The organism is Pseudonocardia nantongensis (assembly GCF_046546495.1).
GTDB lineage: Bacteria > Actinomycetota > Actinomycetes > Mycobacteriales > Pseudonocardiaceae > Pseudonocardia > Pseudonocardia nantongensis.
The window spans coordinates 152,512-172,365 of record NZ_JBKGXT010000011.1 but is presented as its reverse complement, the minus strand read 5'-3'; the positions used below and the strand labels follow the sequence as shown (position 1 = coordinate 172,365).

Here is a 19,854-nt window from a genome sequence, read left to right as displayed (position 1 = left end):
GAGCTGTTTCTTCGGCGGTCAGGCCGTGCGCGCGCGGGTGCGGCTGCCGCGGCGCTTCAGGGCGCGCCGCTCGTCCTCGCTCATGCCGCCCCAGACGCCCGCGTCCTGGCCGGACTCGAGCGCCCACTGCAGGCAGGACTCGGTGACCGGGCAGCGGCGGCATACGGCCTTCGCCTCGGCGATCTGCATCAGGGCGGGGCCGCTGGTGCCGACCGGGAAGAACAGCTCGGGGTCCTCGTCGCGGCAGATCGCGTCGTGACGCCAGTCCATGGTGACTTTCTCCTCTTGGTGCGCGATCGGGGTCGCGCCGATCGTCATGTTCGCTGGTGTTCCCGGAGCTTGTGAATGCTTTCACGAGCTCCAGCGGTCCTCAATGGAAAACTGCTTGCTGGGAGCGTGAGTGGCCTCATAACCACGCACGGCCGCCGCAACCCATGGCCTCCGTGGAGGCCGGGCCGGTCCTGACAACCAGTGTCCCCGTCCGACGGCGAGTCGGCTACCCGAATCGCTGTCGCACCAAACACCCCGGGCTGCACTGCCCGTGATCCCTCGCTTGCGTAGGGACCACCTTGGATCACCGGTTTGGCCTGGTGTAAGCCCCAACGGGACCGACGGTCCGCTCACATCGGTGAATGGCGCGCCTGCTCACCCCGGCGTGTGAGACCGACCTTCGAGGGTGCGGCGAACCGCCCGTCTCACACGACGACGCGTAGCGCCCCGGGCACGCTCAGGAAATCCACCTCGGTGCGTTCCCCGAGATGGTCGCCGTCCAGCTGCAGGGCCAGCGGGCGGTCGCTGGTGATCCTGACCTGGGGAACAGCGTCGTGCCGCACGATGTTCCGGCCGTGCGGGTCGCCGTCCGGGGAGAGGATCTGGCGCAGCGTGGTGGCGATCGTCCGCGGGCTCAGCCCGGTCAGCGCGAACAGCCCCAGCCCGCTGCCGAACGACGACCGGGGGTTGGTCCGGACCGCCCGGCCGGACAGGTAGGTCCACGGGTCGGTGTTGGAGACGAACGCCAGCCGCACGCCGTCCAGCGGGGCGGCGCCGGGCAGCTCGACCGTCATCGACGGCGGCCGGCGCAGCTGCACCAGGTACTGCGCGATGGCGGTCATCGCGTACCGGCCGGGGCTGGCGTCGTGGCCCTGCGCGCGGGCCCGCTCGACCGCGGCGACGACCTCGGCGTCCCAGCCCATGCCGGCGTTGAAGGTGAACCAGCGGTCGTCGGCGTGCCCGAGGCCGACCATCCGGTGCCGGCGCGCGGCCAGCGCGGACAGCACGTGCCCGGTGGCCTCGACCGGGTCGCGGGGCATCTCCAGCGCGCGGGCGAACACGTTCGCCGAGCCGCCCGGGACCACGGCGAGCATCGCGGTCGCCTGCGGGTCCGGCCGGGGCGCGGTGCGGCCGGTGCCCGTCTGGGCGGCCAGCAGGCCGTTGACGACCTCGTTCACCGTGCCGTCCCCGCCGAGCGAGACGACCAGCTCGACGCCGTCGGCGACGGCCGCCGCGGTGGCCTCCGCGGCGTGCCCCCGGTAGCGGGTCTGCAGCACGTCCAGCTTCAGCTCGCTGGCCAGTGCCTTGGTCAGGACGTCGCGGCCGGCGGCGGTGGTCGACGTGGCCTGGGGGTTGACCACGAGCAGCGCGCGCACGCCGGTGACTGTAACGACCGCACCCCGCCTATCCTCTGCGGCCGTGGCCGACGAACGGGAGAAGACGGGGGCCGGCCGACCCCCGGCGCCGGAGAACGTCCGGGTGGCCGGGTGGCTGGTGGCCCTGCAGGGGCTGGCCGCGGTCGTGGTCGCGGTGGTGTTCGGGGTGCGGTCGTTCGGAAGCGACCCGGCCCGCCTGTACTACGGCCTCGCCGAGGCCGGGATCTTCCTGCTGCTCGGGGCGGCCGTGGTCGGGATCGGCTACGGCCTGGTCCGCGGGGCGCACGGCTGCCGCACCCCGGCGATCGTGATCCAGCTGCTGCTGCTCCCGGTGATCTACAGCCTGCTCGGCCCGTCCCGGCAGCTGGTGTGGGGGATCGTGTGCGGCCTGCTGGTGCTGCTGACCTTCCTGCTGCTGATCAGCGAGCAGTCCCGGCGCTGGTCGATGGGCGACGAGTATCCCGACTAGCAGCGACCGGCACATGAGTGATCCCGCGAGCCGGGGCCATCACGTGCCCCTCGTCATGGTCAACGGCACCACAGCGCTGTCGGAGGAAGCTCTGGCAGCACGGGTGTGCCGCGGCCCGTGGAAGCGATCGAGGTGTGCAGACCGGTCACCGGGCCCACCAGCGCAGCATGTGCCGGACGCCCCGGGGCGACCTCAGCCGCGGGCCGCGAGCTCGGTCAGCGGTGCGCCGGTGAGCCGGTAGGTGGTCCAGCCCTCGTTCGGGCCGGCCCCGATCGCGCGGTAGAAGCCGATCGCCGGTGCGTTCCAGTCCAGGACGTTCCACTCCAGCCGGGCCCAGCCGCGCCGCGCGCACTCCGCGGCCAGCGCCGCGAGCAGCCGGAACCCGTGCCCGCCGCCGCGGTGCTCCGCGGCGACGTAGAGATCCTCCAGGTGCATCCCGGCAACGCCCTCCCAGGTGGAGAAGGTGCGGAACCAGATCGCGCAGCCGACGACCTGGTCCTGCCCGGTGACCGCGACCAGCGCCCCGGCGACCGGGTCCGGTCCGAACAGCGCGGCGTGCAGCTGCTCGCCGGTCAGCCGGCACTCGTGCGCTGCCCGCTCGTAGGTGGCGAGCTCGTGCACCAGCCGCACGACGGCCTCGACGTCGTCGGGCCGGGCGGGGCGGGTGCCGGCGGGACTCACTCGGACTCCGGTGCGGGCGGTCGGTGGTTGACGTGGTCGAGACGGGGCACGCCGCGCTCGGTCCCGAGCACGGTCACCCCGGCCGGGTCCATCCGCACGTGCACCCCGCCGGTGGCGGGCAGCCCGATCCAGCGCACGGCCAGCACCCGGGAGAAGTGCCCGTGCCCGACCAGGACGACGTCGGCACCGGGCGGAGCGCAGGCGGAGCCCGCATCGATACCGGGCGGAGCGCAGGCGGAGCCCGCATCGGCACCGGGCGGAGCGCAGGCGGAGCCCGCATCGGCACCGGGCGGAGCGCAGGCGGAGCCCGCATCGGCACCGGCCAGCCAGGCCCGGGCGTCGGCGAGCACGGCGTCGGCGCGGGCGCTCACGGCGTCGGGGGTCTCGCCGCCCGGCCACGGGCCGTCCCAGACGGTCCAGCCGGGCAGGGACTCCCGGATCTGCGGCGTGGTCAGGCCCTCCTGCGCGCCGTAGTCCCACTCGGCCAGCCGGTCGTCGACGGCGTCGACCCGCAGCCCGGCGAGCGCGGCCGTGTCGCGCGCGCGGGTGCGCGGGCTGCACAGGACCCGGGCCGGCCGGGTGTTGCCGCGCAGCGTGCTCAGCGCGGCCCGTACCCGGCGGGCGGCCGCGCGGCCGGTGTCGGTCAGCGGGATGTCGGAGCGTCCGGTGTGCTTCCCGGCCGCCGACCACTCGGTCTCGCCGTGCCGCACCAGGAAGATCCGACCGGCGGCGGGCTGCTCGGGGGTCACGGACGGCGACGCTAGCGCCGCCCGGCCGGCGGCGCCCGGTGCACCGGCGGCCCGGCGCCCGGGTCGTCGCCGCCGTCACCCGAAGGGATGGTCCGCGTGCCCGGCCGGGCGGTGGGCGGGCGCGGCGATCGCCGACCCGGCGGGTGACCGGGTCGAATGCGGGAGCTACCCGCCCCACCCCGAGGAGTGCCATGCCGTCGCCGACCGCCGCCCGTCTCGAGGACGTCCGGGCCCTGCCGCGCCGCCGCGCCGGACGCCGGCTGGCCGGACTCGGCGTCGCGGTGGGCCTGGTCCTCACGACCGCGCTGACGGCCCCGGTCGCCGCGGCGGCGCCCGCACAGCCGGCCCCCGGGCCGGGCGCGATCGGTCCCGGCGTCCGGATCGCGACCCCGGTCCGCGGCGGTGCCGAGCTGTGCACGGCGAACTTCCTGTTCACCGGCGCGGGCCGGCCCGACGGGCACGCCGACGGCGAGTGGGGCGCCGAGCACCAGGCGGCACCGTCCGGGGATCTCTACCTGGGGGCGGCCGCGCACTGCATGGCCGGGGAGGAGGCGATGTCCTCGGTCGACGGCTGTGTCGAGCCGGTGCTGCCCGAGGGCATCGAGGTGCGGATCGCGGGCCGCGACGGCCGGACCTACTCGGGCACCGTCGCCTACAACTCCTGGAAGGTCATGCAGGACCGCGGCGAGACCGACCGCGACCTGTGCCTGTTCAACGACCTCTCGCTGATCCGGCTGGGCCCGGAGGCCGCGGCCGTGGCGGACCCGACCGTCCCGGGCTTCGGCGGCCCGACCGGCCTGGACACCGACGGCACCGTCGACGGCGAGCCGGTCTACAGCCACCAGCCGAACCAGCTGCCCGCGACGCCGAACAAGCAGGGCGTGAGCCTGGGCCGGCCGGAGGGGCCGCGCACGCACGTCGTGCTCACGGTCCCCGGCGGTGTTCCGGGCGACTCCGGCGCCGGGTTCCTGGACCGGGAGGGCAGGGCGTTCGGGCTGCTGTCCAGCCTGCTGCTGCCGACCTCGGCGAACGGCGTCACCGATCTGGCGACGGCGCTGGACTACGCGACCGAGCACGGCCGGATCGGCCCGGTGGACCTGGTGCCGGGAACGCGGCCGTTCTCGTCCGCCGTGCTGCCGCTGACCGAGCAGCCGGCCGGTCCGTACGCCCCGCCGCGACCACTCCCCGAACTGGTCCCGGCACCACTGCGCTGACCAGCACGCCCCCTCTTCCCGCCGTCCGCGTTGTGGAGCCGTGACGCGATTCCCACGCGGCGTCCGGCAGCGATGTGGCTCCACCACGCGGGAGGTGGTGTGCGGGCGGCGTGCTGTGGGGAGGCCCACTGCAGGTGCGGTGCCGGGGCCGGCCTGTCCCGGCGCGAGCGGCCGTTATGCTCTGCCGCAGTACCCGACAGCCGAGTCCCGCCGCGGAGCCGCATCCGGCCCCGGTCCTGGTGGGATGGCCGTCCGGCACCGCATTCGGTCGACGACAACCCGCGACCTCCGGTGCAACGGCAGGCGCCACCGCGGCGCCGCTCGCAGTTCACCCGTAGGAGTTCGTGATGACGCTCGCCCATGAGACCGACCAGCACCGGACGACCGCCCCGGACCCCGACGAGGTGTTCGGCGCGCACCGGGGCGGCAAGCTGTCCACCGGCCTGACCGCCCCGCTCGCCGACGCCCGCGACCTGGCCATCGCCTACACCCCGGGGGTCGCCGACGTCAGCCGGGCGATCGCCGCCGACGCCGCGCTGGCCGCCCGCTACACCTGGGCGCACCGGCTGGTCGCCGTGGTCAGTGACGGCACCGCGGTGCTCGGCCTGGGCGACATCGGCCCGCGGGCCGCGCTGCCGGTGATGGAGGGCAAGTCCGCGCTGTTCAAGTCGTTCGCGGGCCTGGACTCGATTCCGCTGGTGCTCGACACCACCGACGTCGACGAGATCGTCGAGACCCTGGTCCGGCTGCGTCCGACGTTCGGCGCGGTGAACCTGGAGGACGTCTCGGCCCCGCGCTGTTTCGAGCTGGAGCGCCGGCTGATCGAGGCGCTGGACTGCCCGGTCATGCACGACGACCAGCACGGCACCGCGATCGTGCTGCTCGCCGCGCTGCGCGGGGCCTGCGCGGTGCAGCGGCGGCCGCTGGACTCGCTGCGCATCGTGATCTCCGGGGCCGGCGCGGCCGGGGTGGCCTGCACCCGGATCCTGCGCGCCGCCGGGGCGTCCGACGTCGTGCTGCTCGACTCCAGGGGGATCGTGGACGCCGGCCGGGGCGGGGTGAAGGCAGAACTGGCCGCGGTGACCAACCCGCGCGGGCTGACCGGCGGGATCGCCGACGCGCTCGACGGCGCCGACGTCTTCGTCGGGCTGTCCAGCGCGACCCTGCCCGAGGAGCTGCTGGCGACGATGGCCGGCGACGGCATGGTCTTCGCGCTGTCCAACCCGGATCCGGAGGTGCATCCGGTGGTCGCCCGCCGGCACGCCGCGATCGTGGCCACCGGACGCAGCGACTTCCCGAACCAGATCAACAACGTGCTGGCCTTCCCCGGGGTGTTCCGGGGCGCGCTGGACGCGCACGCCCGCCGGATCACCGACCGGATGAAGCTGGCGGCCGCCGAGGCCATCGTGGACGTCGTCGCCGACGAGCTGGCCCCGGACCGGATCGTCCCCGGCCCGTTCGACCCGCGGGTGGCCCCGGCGGTGGCCTCGGCCGTCGCGCGGGCCACCGAGGCGGGCTGAGCCTCCGGGGGCCGTTCCGGTTACCGCCCGTGCGCGAACGGATGCTGCGCCGAGCGTGTGGACCACGCTGTGAACGGTCGACCACGGTGGGTCAACCCGGCGCCGGCCGTTCGGCGCCCGGGCGACGCCCTTCGTCCGACCTCGGCCGTCCACATCGGGCGCCAATCGACGTGACACAGGCCACATTAGGCCGAACGGCCCCATCACTGCCGGTAAGGGATGGCTCGATCGGGCTACCGAGGCGGATCGCCCGGCCCGGTGGCTCGTTGGTCGGAGTGGACGTCGTACGAACTGGACGGAGGCGGGCGTGGGCGAGCAGGAACCGCGTGCGGGCGGTCACCCGGACGGTGCGGCCCGGGGCGTGTTCGACGACCCGCGGGCGGGCCGGGTGCCCGGTCCCGGCGTCCAGGACGTCCACCGTCCCGGCGGCTTCGCCGGGGACCTGCAGCGGGCGTTCGGCCCCGGGGCCGGGCAGCGGCTGCCGGCCCCCGAGGCCGAGCTCGCCGGGTCCGGTGTGGCCGGCCCCGCGCTCGGCGAGCCGTCCCTCGGGCACCGTCCCGGGCCGGTCGTGAGCGGTCCGGCCGTGAGCGGCCCGGCAGGGCACGCGCCGGTTCCGGACGGCGGCGCCGGGGACGCCCCGCACGCCGCACACTCGGACGTCCCGTTGCCGCCCTCGCCCGCGCTGGTCTGCGACGCCGGCGGGACCGTCCTGCACACCAACGCGGCACTGCGGCGCCTCGCCGGGTCCGCCGACCCGACCGGGATGAAGCTGCCGCAGCTGCTGGTCGGCCCGGACTCGGATGCCCGGCTGGTCCGCGCGGACCGGCGGCTGGCCCGGGTGAAGGCGGTCCGGTGGCCGCAGGGCCCGGACCACACCGTCGTGCTGCTCACGCCGTTCCCGGACGCCGCCCCGGCCGCGTCCGACGAGGCCCCGGCGCTGGACCTGGAGCGCGCCACCCGTTCCGGGACCTGGACCTTCGACCTGCAGGCCGGGACGCTGACCCGCAGCGAGGGCCTGGTCGAGCTGTACCGCTCGATGGACGTGCGCCCGGACGGGCCGGACGGACCGATCGAGGGCGACCAGGTGGAGCGGGTCTGCCGGATGTTGCGTCGGGGCCCGGACGCCCCGCGCGAGGCGCCGACCGGGCCGGCGGCGAAGGCCGCGCACCTGTCCGAGATCCGGCCTGAGGGCGGGGCCGTGCTGTCCTGCCGGACCCGGATCGACCGGACGCCCGGCGGTGCGCCGCTGCGGCTGATCGGCACCGTGCAGGACGTCACCGACCGCCGTCGCGCGGAGTCCCGGGCCCAGCGTTCCGGGCAGCGGTTCGCCGACCTGGTCGCCACGATCACCACCGGCGTCGCGATGCTCGACGGCCGCGGCCGGGTGGTGGACGCCAACCCGGCGCTGTGCGCGCTGCTCGACGCCGACCTGGAGATGCTGCGCGGGGTGCCGGCCCGCAGCCTGACCGCCGACCAGCCGCGCGGCGGCGGCCTGCCGGACTGGCTGCGCGACCCGTCGCACCCGGAGCCGACCTACCGGATCGACAACCTGCCGCTGCTGCGTGCCGACGGCACCCGGGTCGACTGCGAGGTCGTGGTCAACGCCGCCCCGTCCGACGACGGCCGTCCCTTCTGGCTGCTGGTGGTCACCGATGTGGACGAGCAGCGGCGCGCCGCCGACGTGCTCCGCGAGGCAGGCACCGTCGACCCGCTGACCCGGCTGCCGAACCGGGCCGGCCTGCTGGAGCTGTCCGACCGGCTGCTGTCCGGGCCGGACGCCGACCGGGTCGCGGTGGTCTGCGGCGACGTGGACGACTTCGCCCGGGTCAACACCGGTCTGGGGCACGAGGCCGGCGACACCCTGCTCACGGAGTTGGCCGGCCGGCTGCAGCGGGAGCTGCCCGTCGGCTGCACCGCCGGGCGGCTCTCGGCCGACGAGTTCGGCGTCGTCTGCGCCGACGTCGCCGGTGCCGGTGGCCCGCAGGCTCTCGCCGGCGCCGTGGCGGACCTGTTGCGCGGCACCGTCACCGTGACCGGACGGCCGGTCACGCTGACCGCCTCGATCGGCGTCGCGACCCGGGAGGCGGTCCCGGCCGGGCCGCACGCCCCGCGCGGCGACGACCTGCTCCGCTCGGCCGAGGTCGCGGTGCGCCAGGCCAAGCAGCGTGGCCGCGGCACCGTGGCGGTCGCCGACCGCGGGACGGTCGGTCCGGCCTGCCGGCAGCTGGAGCTCGAGGCCGAGCTGCGGGCCGCGATCGAGGCCGACGCGCTGCGCCTGGAGTACCAGCCGGTGATCGGCCCGGACGGCACGGTGCTCTCCGCCGAGGCCCTGCTGCGCTGGTCGCACCCGGTGCACGGGGAGGTCTCGCCGGGCGAGTTCCTGCCGGTGGCCCAGCGCAGCGGCCTGCAGCGCGATCTCGACCTGTGGGTGCTGCGCACCGCGGCCGCCGAGGCCGCAACCTGGCCGCAGCACGGTCGGCGGATCGCCGTGGCGGTGAACCTGGCCGGCCTGCTGCCGTCCGACCCGGAGTTCCTGAGCGAGGTCAGCGCGGTCGTCGAGGGCGCCGGGCTGGGCTGGGACCAGCTGGTGCTGGAGCTGGTGGAGACCAGCCTCGTCGCGCTGCCCCGGCCCGCACTGGACGCGATGAGCGAGCTGGTCCGCCGCGGTGTCCGGTTCGCCGTCGACGACTTCGGCACCGGCTACTCCTCGCTGGCCCGGCTCAAGGAACTCCCGGCGCAGACGGTCAAGGTGGACCGGGCGTTCGTGACCGGGGTCGGGACCGACCCGGCGGACTTCGCACTGGCCCGCGCCGTCGTCGAGGTCGCCCGGGCGATGGGCCGGACCACCGTGGCCGAGGGCGTCGAGACGGCCGAGCAGTTCCACGTGCTGCGCGGGCTCGGGGTGAACGCGTTCCAGGGATGGCTGTTCGCCCGCTCGCTGCGTCCGGACGACCTGCACCGGGTGCTGCGCGGCGGCGGCCTGGCCACCCCTGCGACGTCGGCCACCCCGCCGGGCGGCGTGCCGGGGGCCTGGTAGGCGCGGGAGAGCGGGGTCGCCGGTCGTGCGCGACCGGGTTAGTGTGCTCCCGACCAGACGGCCGCGGAACGGGCGGCCACCGAGGGCAGGGGGAGCCCGGATGATCGAGTTCCGGGGCGTCACCAAGCGCTTTCCGGACGGGACGGTCGCGGTCGACGAGCTCGACCTCGTCGCCGAGCAGGGACGGATCACGGTGTTCGTGGGCCCGTCCGGCTGCGGCAAGACCACGTCCCTCCGCATGATCAACAGAATGATCGAGCCGACCTCGGGCGAGCTCCGGGTGGACGGCCGGGACGTCCTGGCCGCCGACCCGGCGGAGCTGCGCCGGGGGATCGGCTACGTGATCCAGCAGGCCGGGCTGTTCCCGCACCGCACGGTCGTCGACAACATCGCGACCGTTCCGATGCTGGTGGGGCGCACCAAGAAGGCCGCGCGGGACCGGGCGATGGAGCTGATGGAGACCGTCGGCCTCGACACCTCGATGGCGAAGCGGTACCCGGCCCAGCTCTCCGGCGGCCAGCAGCAGCGGGTCGGGGTGGCCCGCGCGCTCGCCGCGGACCCGCCGGTGCTGCTGATGGACGAGCCGTTCTCCGCGGTGGACCCGATCGTCCGGGAGAGCCTGCAGTCCGAGTTGCTGCGCCTGCAGTCCGAGCTGGGCAAGACGATCGTGTTCGTCACCCACGACATCGACGAGGCGATCAAGCTCGGCGACCGGGTCGCGGTGTTCCGGGTCGGCGGCACCCTCGCCCAGTACGACGAGCCGGGTGTGCTGCTGTCCCGCCCGGTCGACGACTTCGTGGACAGCTTCGTCGGCCGCGACCGCGGCTACCGCGGGCTGGGCTTCCTGTCCTCGGACGCGATCCCGCTCGGCCCGCTGCCGATGCTCTCGGTCGGCGACCCGCTGCCCGACGACGGCTGGTCGCTCGTCGTGGACACCACCGCCCGCCCGCTGGGCTGGGTGCAGGCCGGACCCGGCACCGTCGCCGACGATGCGATCGTGCCCGGCGGCTCGCTCTACGCGGTCGGCTCCGGCTCGCTGCGCGGCGCGCTGGACGCGGCGCTGTCCTCGCCGTCCGGGCAGGGCGTGGCGGTGGACGCCGAGGGCCGGGTCGCCGGCTCGGTGACCGCCGACGACGTGCTGGCCGCGCTGCCCGGCGCCCGCGACTCCGCCGCCTGAGGCCGCCGTGGACTGGGTGTTCCGCAACTCCGACCTGGTGCTCGAGCTGACCGGCCAGCACCTGGTGTTCTCGCTGGTCCCGCTCGTGGTCGGGCTGCTGCTGGCGATCCCGCTGGGCTGGCTGGCGAACCGGCGGTCCTGGGGGCGCACGCTGACCCTGAACGCCTCCGGGTTCCTCTACACGCTGCCGTCGCTGGCGCTGTTCGTGTTCCTGCCGCCGATCATCGGCACCCGGATCCTGGACCCGCTCAACGTGATCGTCGCGATGACCGTCTACGTGCTGGCGCTGCTCGTGCGCACGGTCGCCGACGCGCTCTCGGCGGTGCCCGCGACGGTGGTCGCCTCGGCGACGGCGATGGGCTTCCGGCCCGGCCGCCGCTTCCTGGCCGTCGAGCTGCCGATGGCGGTCCCGGTGATCGTCGCCGGCGTCCGGGTGGCCGCGGTGAGCACGATCAGCATGGTCACGGTCGGGTCGGTGATCGGGTTCGGCGGGCTCGGGAAGATGTTCACCGAGGGCTTCCAGCGGGAGATCCCGCAGGAGACGGTCTCCGGGATCGTGCTGGTGCTGCTGCTGGCGCTGGTGGTCGACGCGGCGCTGGTGCTGATCGGACGGCTGCTGACGCCGTGGGAGCGCGCGCGGGCGGGGGCACGCCGATGACCTGGTACCTGGGCTGGCTGGTCGACCCGGAGAACTGGGGCGGGCCCGAAGGCATCATGGTGCGGCTGTCCGAGCACCTCGGCTACACGACGCTGACGATGCTGGTCGCGATGGTGATCGCGCTGCCGCTGGGAGCCTGGATCGGGCACACCGGGCGAGGCGGGTTCGTCGTCGTCGCGCTGGCGAACGCGCTGCGCGCGCTGCCCACTCTGGGCCTGCTGGTGCTGCTGTTCCTGGCTGTCGGCCTCGGGCTGCTCGGCCCGCTGATCGCGCTGGTGATCCTGGCCGTGCCGCCGCTGCTGGCCGGCACCTACTCCGGTGTGCGCAACGTCGACCCGGCGGTGGTCGACGCCGCCCGCGGGGTGGGCATGCGCGGGCCGGAGGTGCTGTGGAAGGTGGAGCTGCCCAACGCCCTGCCACTGATCATCGGCGGGGTGCGCAGTGCGGCGCTGCAGGTGATCTCGACCGCGACGGTCGCCGCCTACGTCGGCATCGGCGGGCTGGGCCGGTTCATCATCGACGGCCTCGGCCAGCGCGACTTCGGTCAGATGATCGGCGGGTCGATCCTGGTCGCGCTGCTGGCCGTGCTCGCGGATCTGGTGCTGGGCGCGGTGCAACGGCTGCTGGTCTCGCCCGGGCTGCGCCAGGCGCGGACCACCACCGGCGGGCCGGGGCTGCGGCTGGTCCGTGGCGAGCGCTCGGAGGAGGAGGCGGCATGAGGCGGCTCCTGGTCCTGCTCGCCGTGACGCTGCTCGCGGTGGCCGGCTGCGGTGGGAACCCGCTCGCCGGGCGGGCGGACAGCGACCCGGACGTGATCGCGATCGGGTCCGGCAACTTCACCGAGTCCCAGCTGCTCGCCGAGATCTACGCGCTCGCACTGCGGGACGCCGGCGTCGAGGTCGAGGACCCGCAGGCGATCGGCTCCCGGGAGGCGTACTTCCCCGCCCTGCAGGACGGCTCGGTCGACCTCATCCCGGACTACACCGGTGCGCTGCTGACCTACCTCGACGAGAACGCCACCGCCGTCGAGCCGGACGCCGTCTACGCCGGCCTCGGACGGGTGCTGCCGCCCGGGCTGGTTCTCGGCGCGATGTCGCAGGCCGAGAACAAGGACGCGGTCGTCGTCACCCGGGAGACGGCCGAACGGCTGGGTGTGCGCTCGGTCGCCGACCTGGCCCCGCACTGCGGGAAGCTGACCTTCGGCGGCGGGCCGGAGTTCCGCACCCGCCCGGACGGCATCCCCGGCCTGGCCCGCAACTACGGGTGCGGCTTCGGCGAGTACCGCACGCTCGACTCGGGTGGCCCGCTGACCGTCGCCGCGCTGCGCGGTGACGACGTGCAGGCCGCGAACCTGTTCACCACCGACCCGGCGCTGCCGGAGAACGACTTCGTGGTCCTCACCGACCCGAAGGAGAACTTCGCCGCGCAGAACGTCGTCCCGGTGATCGCCGAGCGCAAGGCCTCGCCGCAGGTCCGCGCGGTGCTGGACCGGATCTCCGGGGAGCTGTCCACCGAGGAGCTGCTGGCGCTCAACAGCCGGGCGGCCGCCGACGACAAGCCTGCGCTCCGGACGGTCGCCGCGGAGTGGCTGTCCGCCAAGGGCATCACCGGGGAGAACGCATGAAGATCGCGTCGCTGCGCCGTTACCCGGTCAAGTCCATGCTGGGCGAGGAACTGACGTCGCTGACCCTCGACGGGCACGGGGTCGTCGGGGACCGCGCGCTGGCCCTGGTGGACGCCGAGCACGGCCGGGTGGCGACCGCGAAGCAGCCCCGGTACTGGCGGGCGCTGCTGCGCTGCCGCTCGGCGGGGAGCGGGCCCGCGGTGCGGGTCACCCTGCCCGACGGCCGCTCGCTGCCCGCCGCGGCGGCCGCCGCGGCCCTGTCCGACCTGCTCGGCCGGCCGGTGCGGATGAGCGCGCGCCGGGCCGACGGCGCGGTCGTCGAACGCCCGGACCCGGAACAGCTGCTCGACGACCTCGACGCCGATGTCGAGGCCCCGCTGCTGGAGATCGGCCAGGGCACACCGGGCGGCCGGTTCGTCGACCACTCACCGGTGCACCTGCTCACGACCGCCACCCTGGACGCGCTCGGTGTGGAGGCGCTGCGCTACCGGCCGAACGTCGTCGTCGCGACCCCGGAGGGCACGCCGCCGTTCATGGAGAACGACTGGCTGGGCCGCGAGCTGACCCTCGGCGGGGTGCGCCTGGTCGGGACGCTGCCGACCCCGCGCTGCTCGGTGCCCACCCTCGAGCACGGCGACCTGCCGCGCTCGAAGGAGGCGTTGCGCGGGCCCGCCGAGCGCAACCGGGTCGACGTCCCCGGTTTCGGGGTGCTGCCCTGCGCCGGGCTCTACGCCCGGGTCGAGGCCCCCGGCACGTTGCGCTGCGGGGACCCCGTCTCGGTCGGCTGATCCGGGCTCAGAACAGCCGCGACTGCACGTCGGTGACCAGCAGTACCAGGAACAGCACCGACGAGACGCCCAGCACCGTGTTCGACAGCCATCCGTTGCGCCCCTGGCTCGGCACCAGCTTCGTGTTCAGCAGCAGGAGCAGAGTGATCGCCAGGAAGGGCATGAAGAACGAGCCCAGCACGCCGTAGACCAGGGTCAGGGCGAACGGCCGGTCCAGGAACAGCAACAGCATCGGCGGGAACGTCAGCCACAGCAGGTAGCCGCGGAACGGCCAGGACCGGTCGGCCGTCGCGGCCTCGTACGCACCGGCCCGGCCCGGTCCGTCGCCGCGCCCGGTCTCGGCGCCGACGAGCGAGTCCTCCGGCCCGATCACGGCCGCCTTCCCGTGCGGCAGCCGGATCGCCCGGGTCCAGTCGGTGAACAGCAGCGAGACACCGTTCCACACGCCGAGCAGCGAGGTGAGCGTCGCCGACAGGAAGCCGACCAGGAACAGGATCCGCACTCCGGGGCCGTAGAGCTCGCCGAGCCGGTCACCGAGGACGAGCAGGCCGTCGTCGTCGTCGGTGATCTCCATGCCGAGCAGGATCGTCGCGCCCACGACCAGCATCGCGATCACGAACAACCCGGTGAGGACGTAGCCGACCAGGTTGTCCAGCCGCATCATCGACAGCCACTTCGGGCCCTTCCAGCCCTTGGCGTAGAGCCAGTAGCCGTAGCTGGACATGGTGATGGTGCCGCCGACGCCGCCGATCAGGCCGAGCACGTAGACCGTCGAGCCGGTGGGCAGCCGCGGGACCAGTCCGGAGACCAGCGCGCCGAGGTCGGGCCGGACGAGCACCGCGATCCCGACCACCGACACGAACATCACCGCGACCAGGACGGTCATGATCTTCTCGAAGGCGCCGTAGCGCTGCAGCCACACCAGCACCAGCCCGACGACGCCGGCGAGCATGCCCCAGTAGCGCACCGACAGCCCGCCGAACAGCGCGTTCAGCGGCAGCCCGACCGCGGACATCGCCGTCGCGCCGTAGACGAAGCCCCAGAGCACGATGTAGATGCCGAAGAAGACCGTGGCCCAGCGGCCGAGCCGTCGCCAGCCGTCGAGCATGGTGGCGCCGGACGCGAGGTGCCAGCGGCCGACGCCCTCCCCGAGCGCGATCTTGACGAGGGTGCCGGCGACCGCCGCCCACAGCAGGACCGTGCCGAAGCTCGCCCCCGCGACCATCGTCGCGACCAGGTCGCCGGCACCGACGCCGGTCGCCGCGGCGACCAGGCCCGGTCCGATCGAGCGGATCTTCGCCGCGCCGGTCGGGGGCTCGAGGAACTCGGTCTGTGGACCGGGGGAGGTCATCGGTGCACGGTAAGCGAGCGGGCCGCCGCCTTCGAGAACGATCGGGTCACGAACTGGCCGTTCACGGAGTCCACGGTCACGTCCGGCGCGCGTTGCGCGGGGTGACGGGGCGGCTCACCATGGTGGCCGCGGAGCCGGCCGATAGGTTTCCCTGCGGCGGCCGGTTCCACGGGGCCGTCGGTACGCGCACGCACGGGAGAGGGCGGCATGGCGAACATCGACGAGATCCGGGCCGGCATCGGGCAGGCCAACCAACGGGCCACCGAGAGCCTGGGCGCGCTGCGTCACGTCCGGCAGTCGGTCGAGGAGGCCGGGGCGGTGTTCTCGCAGAACATCTTCGGCACCGCGCAGAACGACGCCGACGAGGCGCGCGCCGCGTTCGCGGCCGCCGCCGAGAAGGTCGACGAGATCGAGCAGTCGGTGCGGATCGCGATGGCCTCGGCCGACGACGTCGGCTCCCGCCTGTGACGGCGTCCGTGGCGCCGGTGCGAGCCCGGGACTGACCGCGATGGCCCGCCGCCCCGGCCGGAGCGAGCGCGTGCGGGGCGCGTTCGACCGGTTCCACTTCGCCGCATCGGCCGCGCTCGGCGCCGCCGAGCAGCGGCTGGAGCGGGCCGCCCAGGCGCACGCCGAGACGATGGCCGAGCTCTGGCTGCGCGAGACCGGTCACGACGCCGCCCGCAACGACCCGGCGCTGCGCCGGGTGCTGGACAACCCACGGCTGGCCGCGCCGGTGGCGCGGGTGGCCGCGGACCGGGCGCACACCTTCGACCGGTGGCAGGGCGGGTCGCCGGAGGAGCTGTCCGCGATCGTCGCGGAGGCCGCGCCCGGCGCGGCCGGGGACGAGCCGGGCGGCGGCGAGGGGACGGAGGTGCGCGCCGGCACGGTCGAGACGACCGGGCCGATCCCCGAGCTGTGGCAGCTGGGCACCGGCGCGGTGGAGGACGGTGCCCCGTTCCGGGTCGCCGTGCCGCTGCTGGACGGGGCGCACCTGCAGGTCACCTCCACCCCGCGGACCCGCGAGCGGGCCGAGGCGATGGTCGAGCAGCTGCTGCTGCGGGTGCTGCGGCACGTCCGGCCCGGCGTCGCCGGCGTGCACGTGTGGGACGTCGGGCAGCTCGCCGGGGCGCTGCCCGGGCTCTACCCGCTGACCCGGACCGGGTTGCTGACCGTGCACGACCCGACCCGGCTGGAGCCGCTGCTCGGCCAGCTCGCCGACCGGATCCGCCGGGTGCAGACCCGGGTGCTCGCCGAGGGGTACGGCTCGCTGCGCGAGCTCGCCGACGCCGGCGGTGACCGGCCCGAGCCGTGGGTGGTCGCGGTGCTCGCCGGCAACGGGCGGCCGCTGCCCGAGGCCGAGCAGCGCCAGCTGCAGCGGGTGGCCCGTGGCGGGATCCCGGCCGGCGTCGTGCTGGTGCTGCTGGACGTGCCGGTCGCCCTGCGGCAGGTCGAGTCGGTCGACTTCGGCGACCCGCCCGGCACCGACCCGGCGGACGGGCGGCGCCCGGTCCCGGTCCGGACCTCGCTGACCGGCCCGCACGTGCTCGTCGAGCCGGACCCGCCGCTGCCGCGGGACCTGGTCAGCGAGACCTGTCACGTGCTCGCCGCCGCGCACGAACGCTGGCGGGGCCGGCTCGGCGCGTTCGCCGACCTGCTCCCGCACGACGGGCGCCCGCCGGCCCTGTCGTCGAAGGACGGGCTGGGGGCCCCGGTCGGCTTCGCCGACGGCATCCCGTCCGGACTGACCCTGGACGACCACGCCCCGCACGCGCTCGTCGGCGGGCCCAGCGGGTCCGGCAAGACCAACCTGCTGCTGGCCTGGATCGCGACGCTCGCCGCGCAGTACCCGCCCGACGAGCTCGAGCTCTACCTGCTCGACTTCAAGGAGGGCGTGTCGTTCGCCCAGTTCGCGCCGGACCCGGACGGGTTCCGCCGGAACTGGCTGCCGCAGGCCCGGCTGATCGGCGTCAACATCAACACCGACCGGGAGTTCGGGCTGGCGCTGCTGCGCAGGCTCGCCGACACCATGCGGACCCGCGCCGAGCTGGCCCGCCGGCAGGGCGCCACCAAGCTGGCCGAGCTGCGCGACGTGCTGGCCGAGCGCGGCATCGACGACGAGCGGGCCCGGCTGCCGCGGATCGTCGCGGTGATCGACGAGTTCCAGTTCCTGTTCAGCGGCCGGGACGCGGTCACCGCCGAGGCCACCGCGCTGCTCGAGGACGTCGCCCGGCGCGGCCGCTCGCAGGGCGTGCACCTGGTGCTGGCCAGCCAGGACGTCTCCGGGATCGAGGCGTTCTGGGGCCGTCCGGCGATCTTCGAGCAGTTCGTGCTGCGGATCGCGCTGCCCCGGGCCCGGCGGGTGCTCGCGCAGAACAACGAGGTGGCGATGGAGCTGCCGCGCTGGCACGCGGTGATCAACCACGACTCCGGTGTCACGCACGGCAACGTCGTCGTGCGGCTGGCCGAGGCCGGCGGCCCGCTGATCCGCGAGGTCCAGGAGTCGGTGTTCGAGGCCTGCTCGCCCCAGCAGCAGCCGGTGGTGTTCGACGGAGCCCGCGCGCCCGCGCACGACGCCCTGGTCGCCCGGCTCCCCGTGGACGGCCCGCCGGTGCTGCTCGCCGGCCAGCTCGTCGACGTCGAGGGCAGCCCCGCCGCGGTCGGGCTGGCCGACTCGCCGGGCCGCAACTTCGGCGTGATCGGCCCGGACCCGGAGACCGCGGCGACCCTGCTGTGCTCGGCCGCGGACTCGCTCGGTGCGCAGCTCGCGGGCATCGACGACCGGGCCCGCTTCCTGCTGTTCCCGCTGGTCGGCGAGGCCGGACCGGCGGTGGATGCGCTGGGGGGCCGGCTCCGGCAGGCGGCCGAGAAGGTGTTCCCGGACGGTTTCGCCGGCCGGGTCACCGACCTCGCCGCCGAGGTGCGGGACCGCGCCGGGTCCGGCGGCACCGGCGGGCACCCCCCGCGGGTGCTGGTGCTGTTCGGCGCGGACGCCGCCGAGGCGATGCTGGACCGCAGCGGGCTCGAGGACCTGCGGGCGATCGTGCGGCACGGCCCGGAGGTCGGCGTGCACGTGCTGGGCTGGTGGCGCGGTGCGCAGCGGCTGAAGGCGTTGTTGAGCCCGCCCGGCGCCACCGTGGACGACCTCGGCGCCTGGGTGGCGACCGGCGTGCAGGGCGGTGACCTGACCTCGCTGGTGGGCGGCGGGATCACACCGGAGTGGACCCCGGCACCCGGCCGCGGGCTGCTGCTGGACCGGGCCCGCCGGTCGCGTCCGGAGCTGGTGATCCTGGCCGACTGGAAGGAGACGCCGTGACCTCCGGCGGGGACGGGCGGAACGCGGTCGAGCGCTACCGGGCGGTCGTCGCGGGCCTCGCGGACGCGGTGGGTGAGCTGCGCGAGCGGGACGCCGTGCGGGCCGAGGAGCTGCGCCGGGAGCTGCGCGAGCGGGAACGGGCGCTGCGCACGGCGGCGGACACCGTCACCCTCGGCCGGGGCATGTTCGAGCTGCGCTGGGAGGCGGCGCTGCGGGTGCTGTGGTCCTACGAGGAGCCCGGCCGGCCGCGTCCCCGGCCGGATCCGCGCGCCGACCCGGAGCGGGTCGACGAGCTGGAGCACGACGCCGACCGGGCGCTCGCCGAGCTGCGCGACGCGGGCTCGCGCCGGCTGTTGCCGCGGCGCCGGACCGGCGACTGACGACCCGGCCCCGGGTTCACTCGTCGTCGGCGTCGTCCCGGGCGAGGAAGCTGGACAGCCGCTCGACGGCCGTCTCGAACTGCGGGTTCAGGTCGACGAACGCGCGCAGCCGGTCCGCCAGCCACTCGACGCTGACCTCCTCCTCGCCGCGCCGGTCGACGAGCTCCTCGATGCCGCGGTCGGTGAAGTACACGCCGTTCAGGTTACGGGCCGGGTGGAGCGGATACCCGCCTGACATGAGTGTGGCGGTACGGCAACTGGAGAACACCGTCCGGGACCTCCTGGACGGCGGCAAGGGGCTGCTCGCGGCCGACGAGAGCACCGGCACGATCACGAAGCGGTTCGAGGCCGTCGGGGTGGCCTCGACCGAGGACAACCGCCGGGCGTTCCGCGAGCTGATGTTCAGCACCGACGACGTCGAGCGGTGGCTGGGCGGGGTGATCCTCTACGACGAGACGATCCGGCAGTCCACGTCGGACGGCACGCCGATGCCGGGTGCGCTCGTGCAGCGCGGCATCGTGCCCGGCATCAAGGTGGACCGCGGGGCCATGCCGCTCGCGCTCTCGCCGGGGGAGAAGGTCACGGAGGGTCTCGACGGGCTGCGCGGGCGTTTCGAGGAGTACCGCGACCTCGGAGCCCGTTTCGCCAAGTGGCGCGCGGTCGTCGAGCTCGGGGACGGCATCCCGACACGGGCCGCCCTCACGGCGAACGCGCACGCGATGGCCCGCTACGCGGCGCTGGCCCAGGAGGCCGGGCTGGTCCCGATCGTCGAGCCCGAGGCGATCATGGACGGGACCCAGTCGATCGACCGGTCCGCCGAGGTCAGCGGGGCCATGCTGCGGGAGCTGTTCGCCCAGCTCACCGACCAGGGGGTCGTGCTCGAGGGCCTGCTGGTGAAGACGAACATGGTCGTCTCCGGCTACCGGGGGGCCCAGCAGGCCGGGCCGGACGAGGTCGCGGAACGCACGGTGCAGGTGCTGCGCCGGAACGTGCCGGCCGCCGTTCCGGGCGTCGTGTTCCTGTCCGGTGGGCAGACCGACGACCAGGCGACGCGGAACCTGGACGCGATCGCCAGGTGCGGACCGCACCCGTGGACGGTCAGCTTCTCCTACGCCCGCGCGCTGCAGGGCGCGGCCATGCAGGCGTGGGCGGGCGCACCGGACGACATCACGGACGCGCAGCGGATCTTCCGCGAGCGCGTGCGGCTGACCGCGGCCGCGAACCGCGGCGAGCTGGACGCGGCCTGA

19 protein-coding genes are annotated in these 19,854 nt (G+C 75.0%); 13 read left to right on the top strand and 6 right to left on the bottom strand.

Annotation, left to right across the window (positions count from 1 at the left end):
• Positions 1-18: 18 nt before the first annotated feature.
• The gene (locus tag ACLFMI_RS14155; protein WP_410948295.1) at positions 19-270 is read right to left on the bottom strand and encodes a WhiB family transcriptional regulator; all 252 of its coding nucleotides are present in this window, start codon (positions 268-270) and stop codon (positions 19-21) included.
• A 425-nt stretch (positions 271-695) separates the two neighbouring features.
• The gene (locus ACLFMI_RS14150) at positions 696-1,646 is read right to left on the bottom strand and encodes a diacylglycerol/lipid kinase family protein (RefSeq protein ID WP_410948294.1); all 951 of its coding nucleotides are present in this window, start codon (positions 1,644-1,646) and stop codon (positions 696-698) included.
• 43 nt (positions 1,647-1,689) lie between these two features.
• Between ACLFMI_RS14150 and ACLFMI_RS14145 the strand changes: the two genes are divergently transcribed.
• Positions 1,690-2,115, top strand: a complete 426-nt coding sequence (locus ACLFMI_RS14145; RefSeq protein WP_410948293.1) for a hypothetical protein — start codon at positions 1,690-1,692, stop codon at positions 2,113-2,115.
• 192 nt (positions 2,116-2,307) lie between these two features.
• On the opposite strand, the gene ACLFMI_RS14140 is transcribed toward ACLFMI_RS14145, so the two are convergent.
• Together ACLFMI_RS14140 and ACLFMI_RS14135 are read right to left on the bottom strand one after the other, a co-directional pair.
• On the bottom strand, positions 2,308-2,796 hold the full coding sequence (locus tag ACLFMI_RS14140; protein WP_410948292.1) for a GNAT family N-acetyltransferase: 489 nt from the start codon (positions 2,794-2,796) through the stop codon (positions 2,308-2,310).
• Positions 2,793-3,545 carry a histidine phosphatase family protein gene (locus ACLFMI_RS14135; RefSeq protein ID WP_410948291.1) on the bottom strand — a complete coding sequence of 251 codons (753 nt, stop codon included), beginning with the start codon at positions 3,543-3,545 and terminating at the stop codon, positions 2,793-2,795. The genes ACLFMI_RS14140 and ACLFMI_RS14135 overlap by 4 nt, the downstream gene beginning before the upstream one ends.
• A 191-nt stretch (positions 3,546-3,736) precedes the next feature.
• On the opposite strand from ACLFMI_RS14135, the gene ACLFMI_RS14130 reads away from it, so the two are divergent.
• The 8 genes from ACLFMI_RS14130 to ACLFMI_RS14095 all read left to right on the top strand — a co-directional run bounded on the left by ACLFMI_RS14130 (position 3,737) and on the right by ACLFMI_RS14095 (position 13,563).
• Positions 3,737-4,759 carry a serine protease gene (locus ACLFMI_RS14130; RefSeq protein WP_410948290.1) on the top strand — a complete coding sequence of 341 codons (1,023 nt, stop codon included), beginning with the start codon at positions 3,737-3,739 and terminating at the stop codon, positions 4,757-4,759.
• A gap of 347 nt (positions 4,760-5,106) precedes the next feature.
• Positions 5,107-6,279 carry an NAD(P)-dependent malic enzyme gene (locus tag ACLFMI_RS14125; RefSeq protein ID WP_410948289.1) on the top strand — a complete coding sequence of 391 codons (1,173 nt, stop codon included), beginning with the start codon at positions 5,107-5,109 and terminating at the stop codon, positions 6,277-6,279.
• A 307-nt stretch (positions 6,280-6,586) separates the two neighbouring features.
• A complete protein-coding gene (locus tag ACLFMI_RS14120; protein WP_410948288.1) occupies positions 6,587-9,316 on the top strand; it encodes a putative bifunctional diguanylate cyclase/phosphodiesterase in 2,730 nt (909 codons plus the stop codon).
• Between the two features lie 100 nt (positions 9,317-9,416).
• Positions 9,417-10,493 (top strand): ABC transporter ATP-binding protein, encoded by a 1,077-nt coding sequence (locus ACLFMI_RS14115; RefSeq protein ID WP_410948287.1) that lies wholly within the window; start codon positions 9,417-9,419, stop codon positions 10,491-10,493.
• 7 nt (positions 10,494-10,500) lie between these two features.
• Entirely contained in the window at positions 10,501-11,151 is a 651-nt protein-coding gene (locus ACLFMI_RS14110) for an ABC transporter permease (RefSeq protein WP_410948286.1), read from the top strand.
• Positions 11,118-11,870: an ABC transporter permease gene (locus ACLFMI_RS14105; RefSeq protein WP_458788585.1), complete on the top strand. Its 753-nt coding sequence runs from the start codon at positions 11,118-11,120 to the stop codon at positions 11,868-11,870. The genes ACLFMI_RS14110 and ACLFMI_RS14105 overlap by 34 nt, the downstream gene beginning before the upstream one ends.
• Entirely contained in the window at positions 11,867-12,775 is a 909-nt protein-coding gene (locus tag ACLFMI_RS14100; RefSeq protein ID WP_410948285.1) for an ABC transporter substrate-binding protein, read from the top strand. The genes ACLFMI_RS14105 and ACLFMI_RS14100 overlap by 4 nt, the downstream gene beginning before the upstream one ends.
• The gene (locus ACLFMI_RS14095; protein WP_410948284.1) at positions 12,772-13,563 is read left to right on the top strand and encodes an MOSC domain-containing protein; all 792 of its coding nucleotides are present in this window, start codon (positions 12,772-12,774) and stop codon (positions 13,561-13,563) included. Before ACLFMI_RS14100 ends, ACLFMI_RS14095 begins: the two co-directional genes overlap by 4 nt.
• A gap of 7 nt (positions 13,564-13,570) precedes the next feature.
• Here the strand turns inward: ACLFMI_RS14095 and ACLFMI_RS14090 are convergent, their stop codons facing one another.
• A complete protein-coding gene (locus tag ACLFMI_RS14090) occupies positions 13,571-14,914 on the bottom strand; it encodes an Nramp family divalent metal transporter (RefSeq protein WP_410948283.1) in 1,344 nt (447 codons plus the stop codon).
• Between the two features lie 207 nt (positions 14,915-15,121).
• Here ACLFMI_RS14090 and ACLFMI_RS14085 point away from each other — a divergent pair, with 207 nt between their 5' ends.
• From ACLFMI_RS14085 to ACLFMI_RS14075, 3 genes are all read left to right on the top strand, one after another.
• Positions 15,122-15,382, top strand: a complete 261-nt coding sequence (locus ACLFMI_RS14085) for a hypothetical protein (protein WP_410948282.1) — start codon at positions 15,122-15,124, stop codon at positions 15,380-15,382.
• 70 nt (positions 15,383-15,452) lie between these two features.
• Entirely contained in the window at positions 15,453-18,227 is a 2,775-nt protein-coding gene (locus ACLFMI_RS14080) for an FtsK/SpoIIIE domain-containing protein (protein WP_410948281.1), read from the top strand.
• Positions 18,224-18,607, top strand: coding sequence for a hypothetical protein (locus tag ACLFMI_RS14075; protein WP_410948280.1), 384 nt, complete (start codon positions 18,224-18,226; stop codon positions 18,605-18,607). Before ACLFMI_RS14080 ends, ACLFMI_RS14075 begins: the two co-directional genes overlap by 4 nt.
• Positions 18,608-18,623: 16 nt before the next feature.
• Here the strand turns inward: ACLFMI_RS14075 and ACLFMI_RS14070 are convergent, their stop codons facing one another.
• On the bottom strand, positions 18,624-18,800 hold the full coding sequence (locus ACLFMI_RS14070) for a DUF6104 family protein (protein ID WP_410948279.1): 177 nt from the start codon (positions 18,798-18,800) through the stop codon (positions 18,624-18,626).
• 43 nt (positions 18,801-18,843) lie between these two features.
• On the opposite strand from ACLFMI_RS14070, the gene ACLFMI_RS14065 reads away from it, so the two are divergent.
• Entirely contained in the window at positions 18,844-19,854 is a 1,011-nt protein-coding gene (locus ACLFMI_RS14065; RefSeq protein ID WP_410948278.1) for a class I fructose-bisphosphate aldolase, read from the top strand.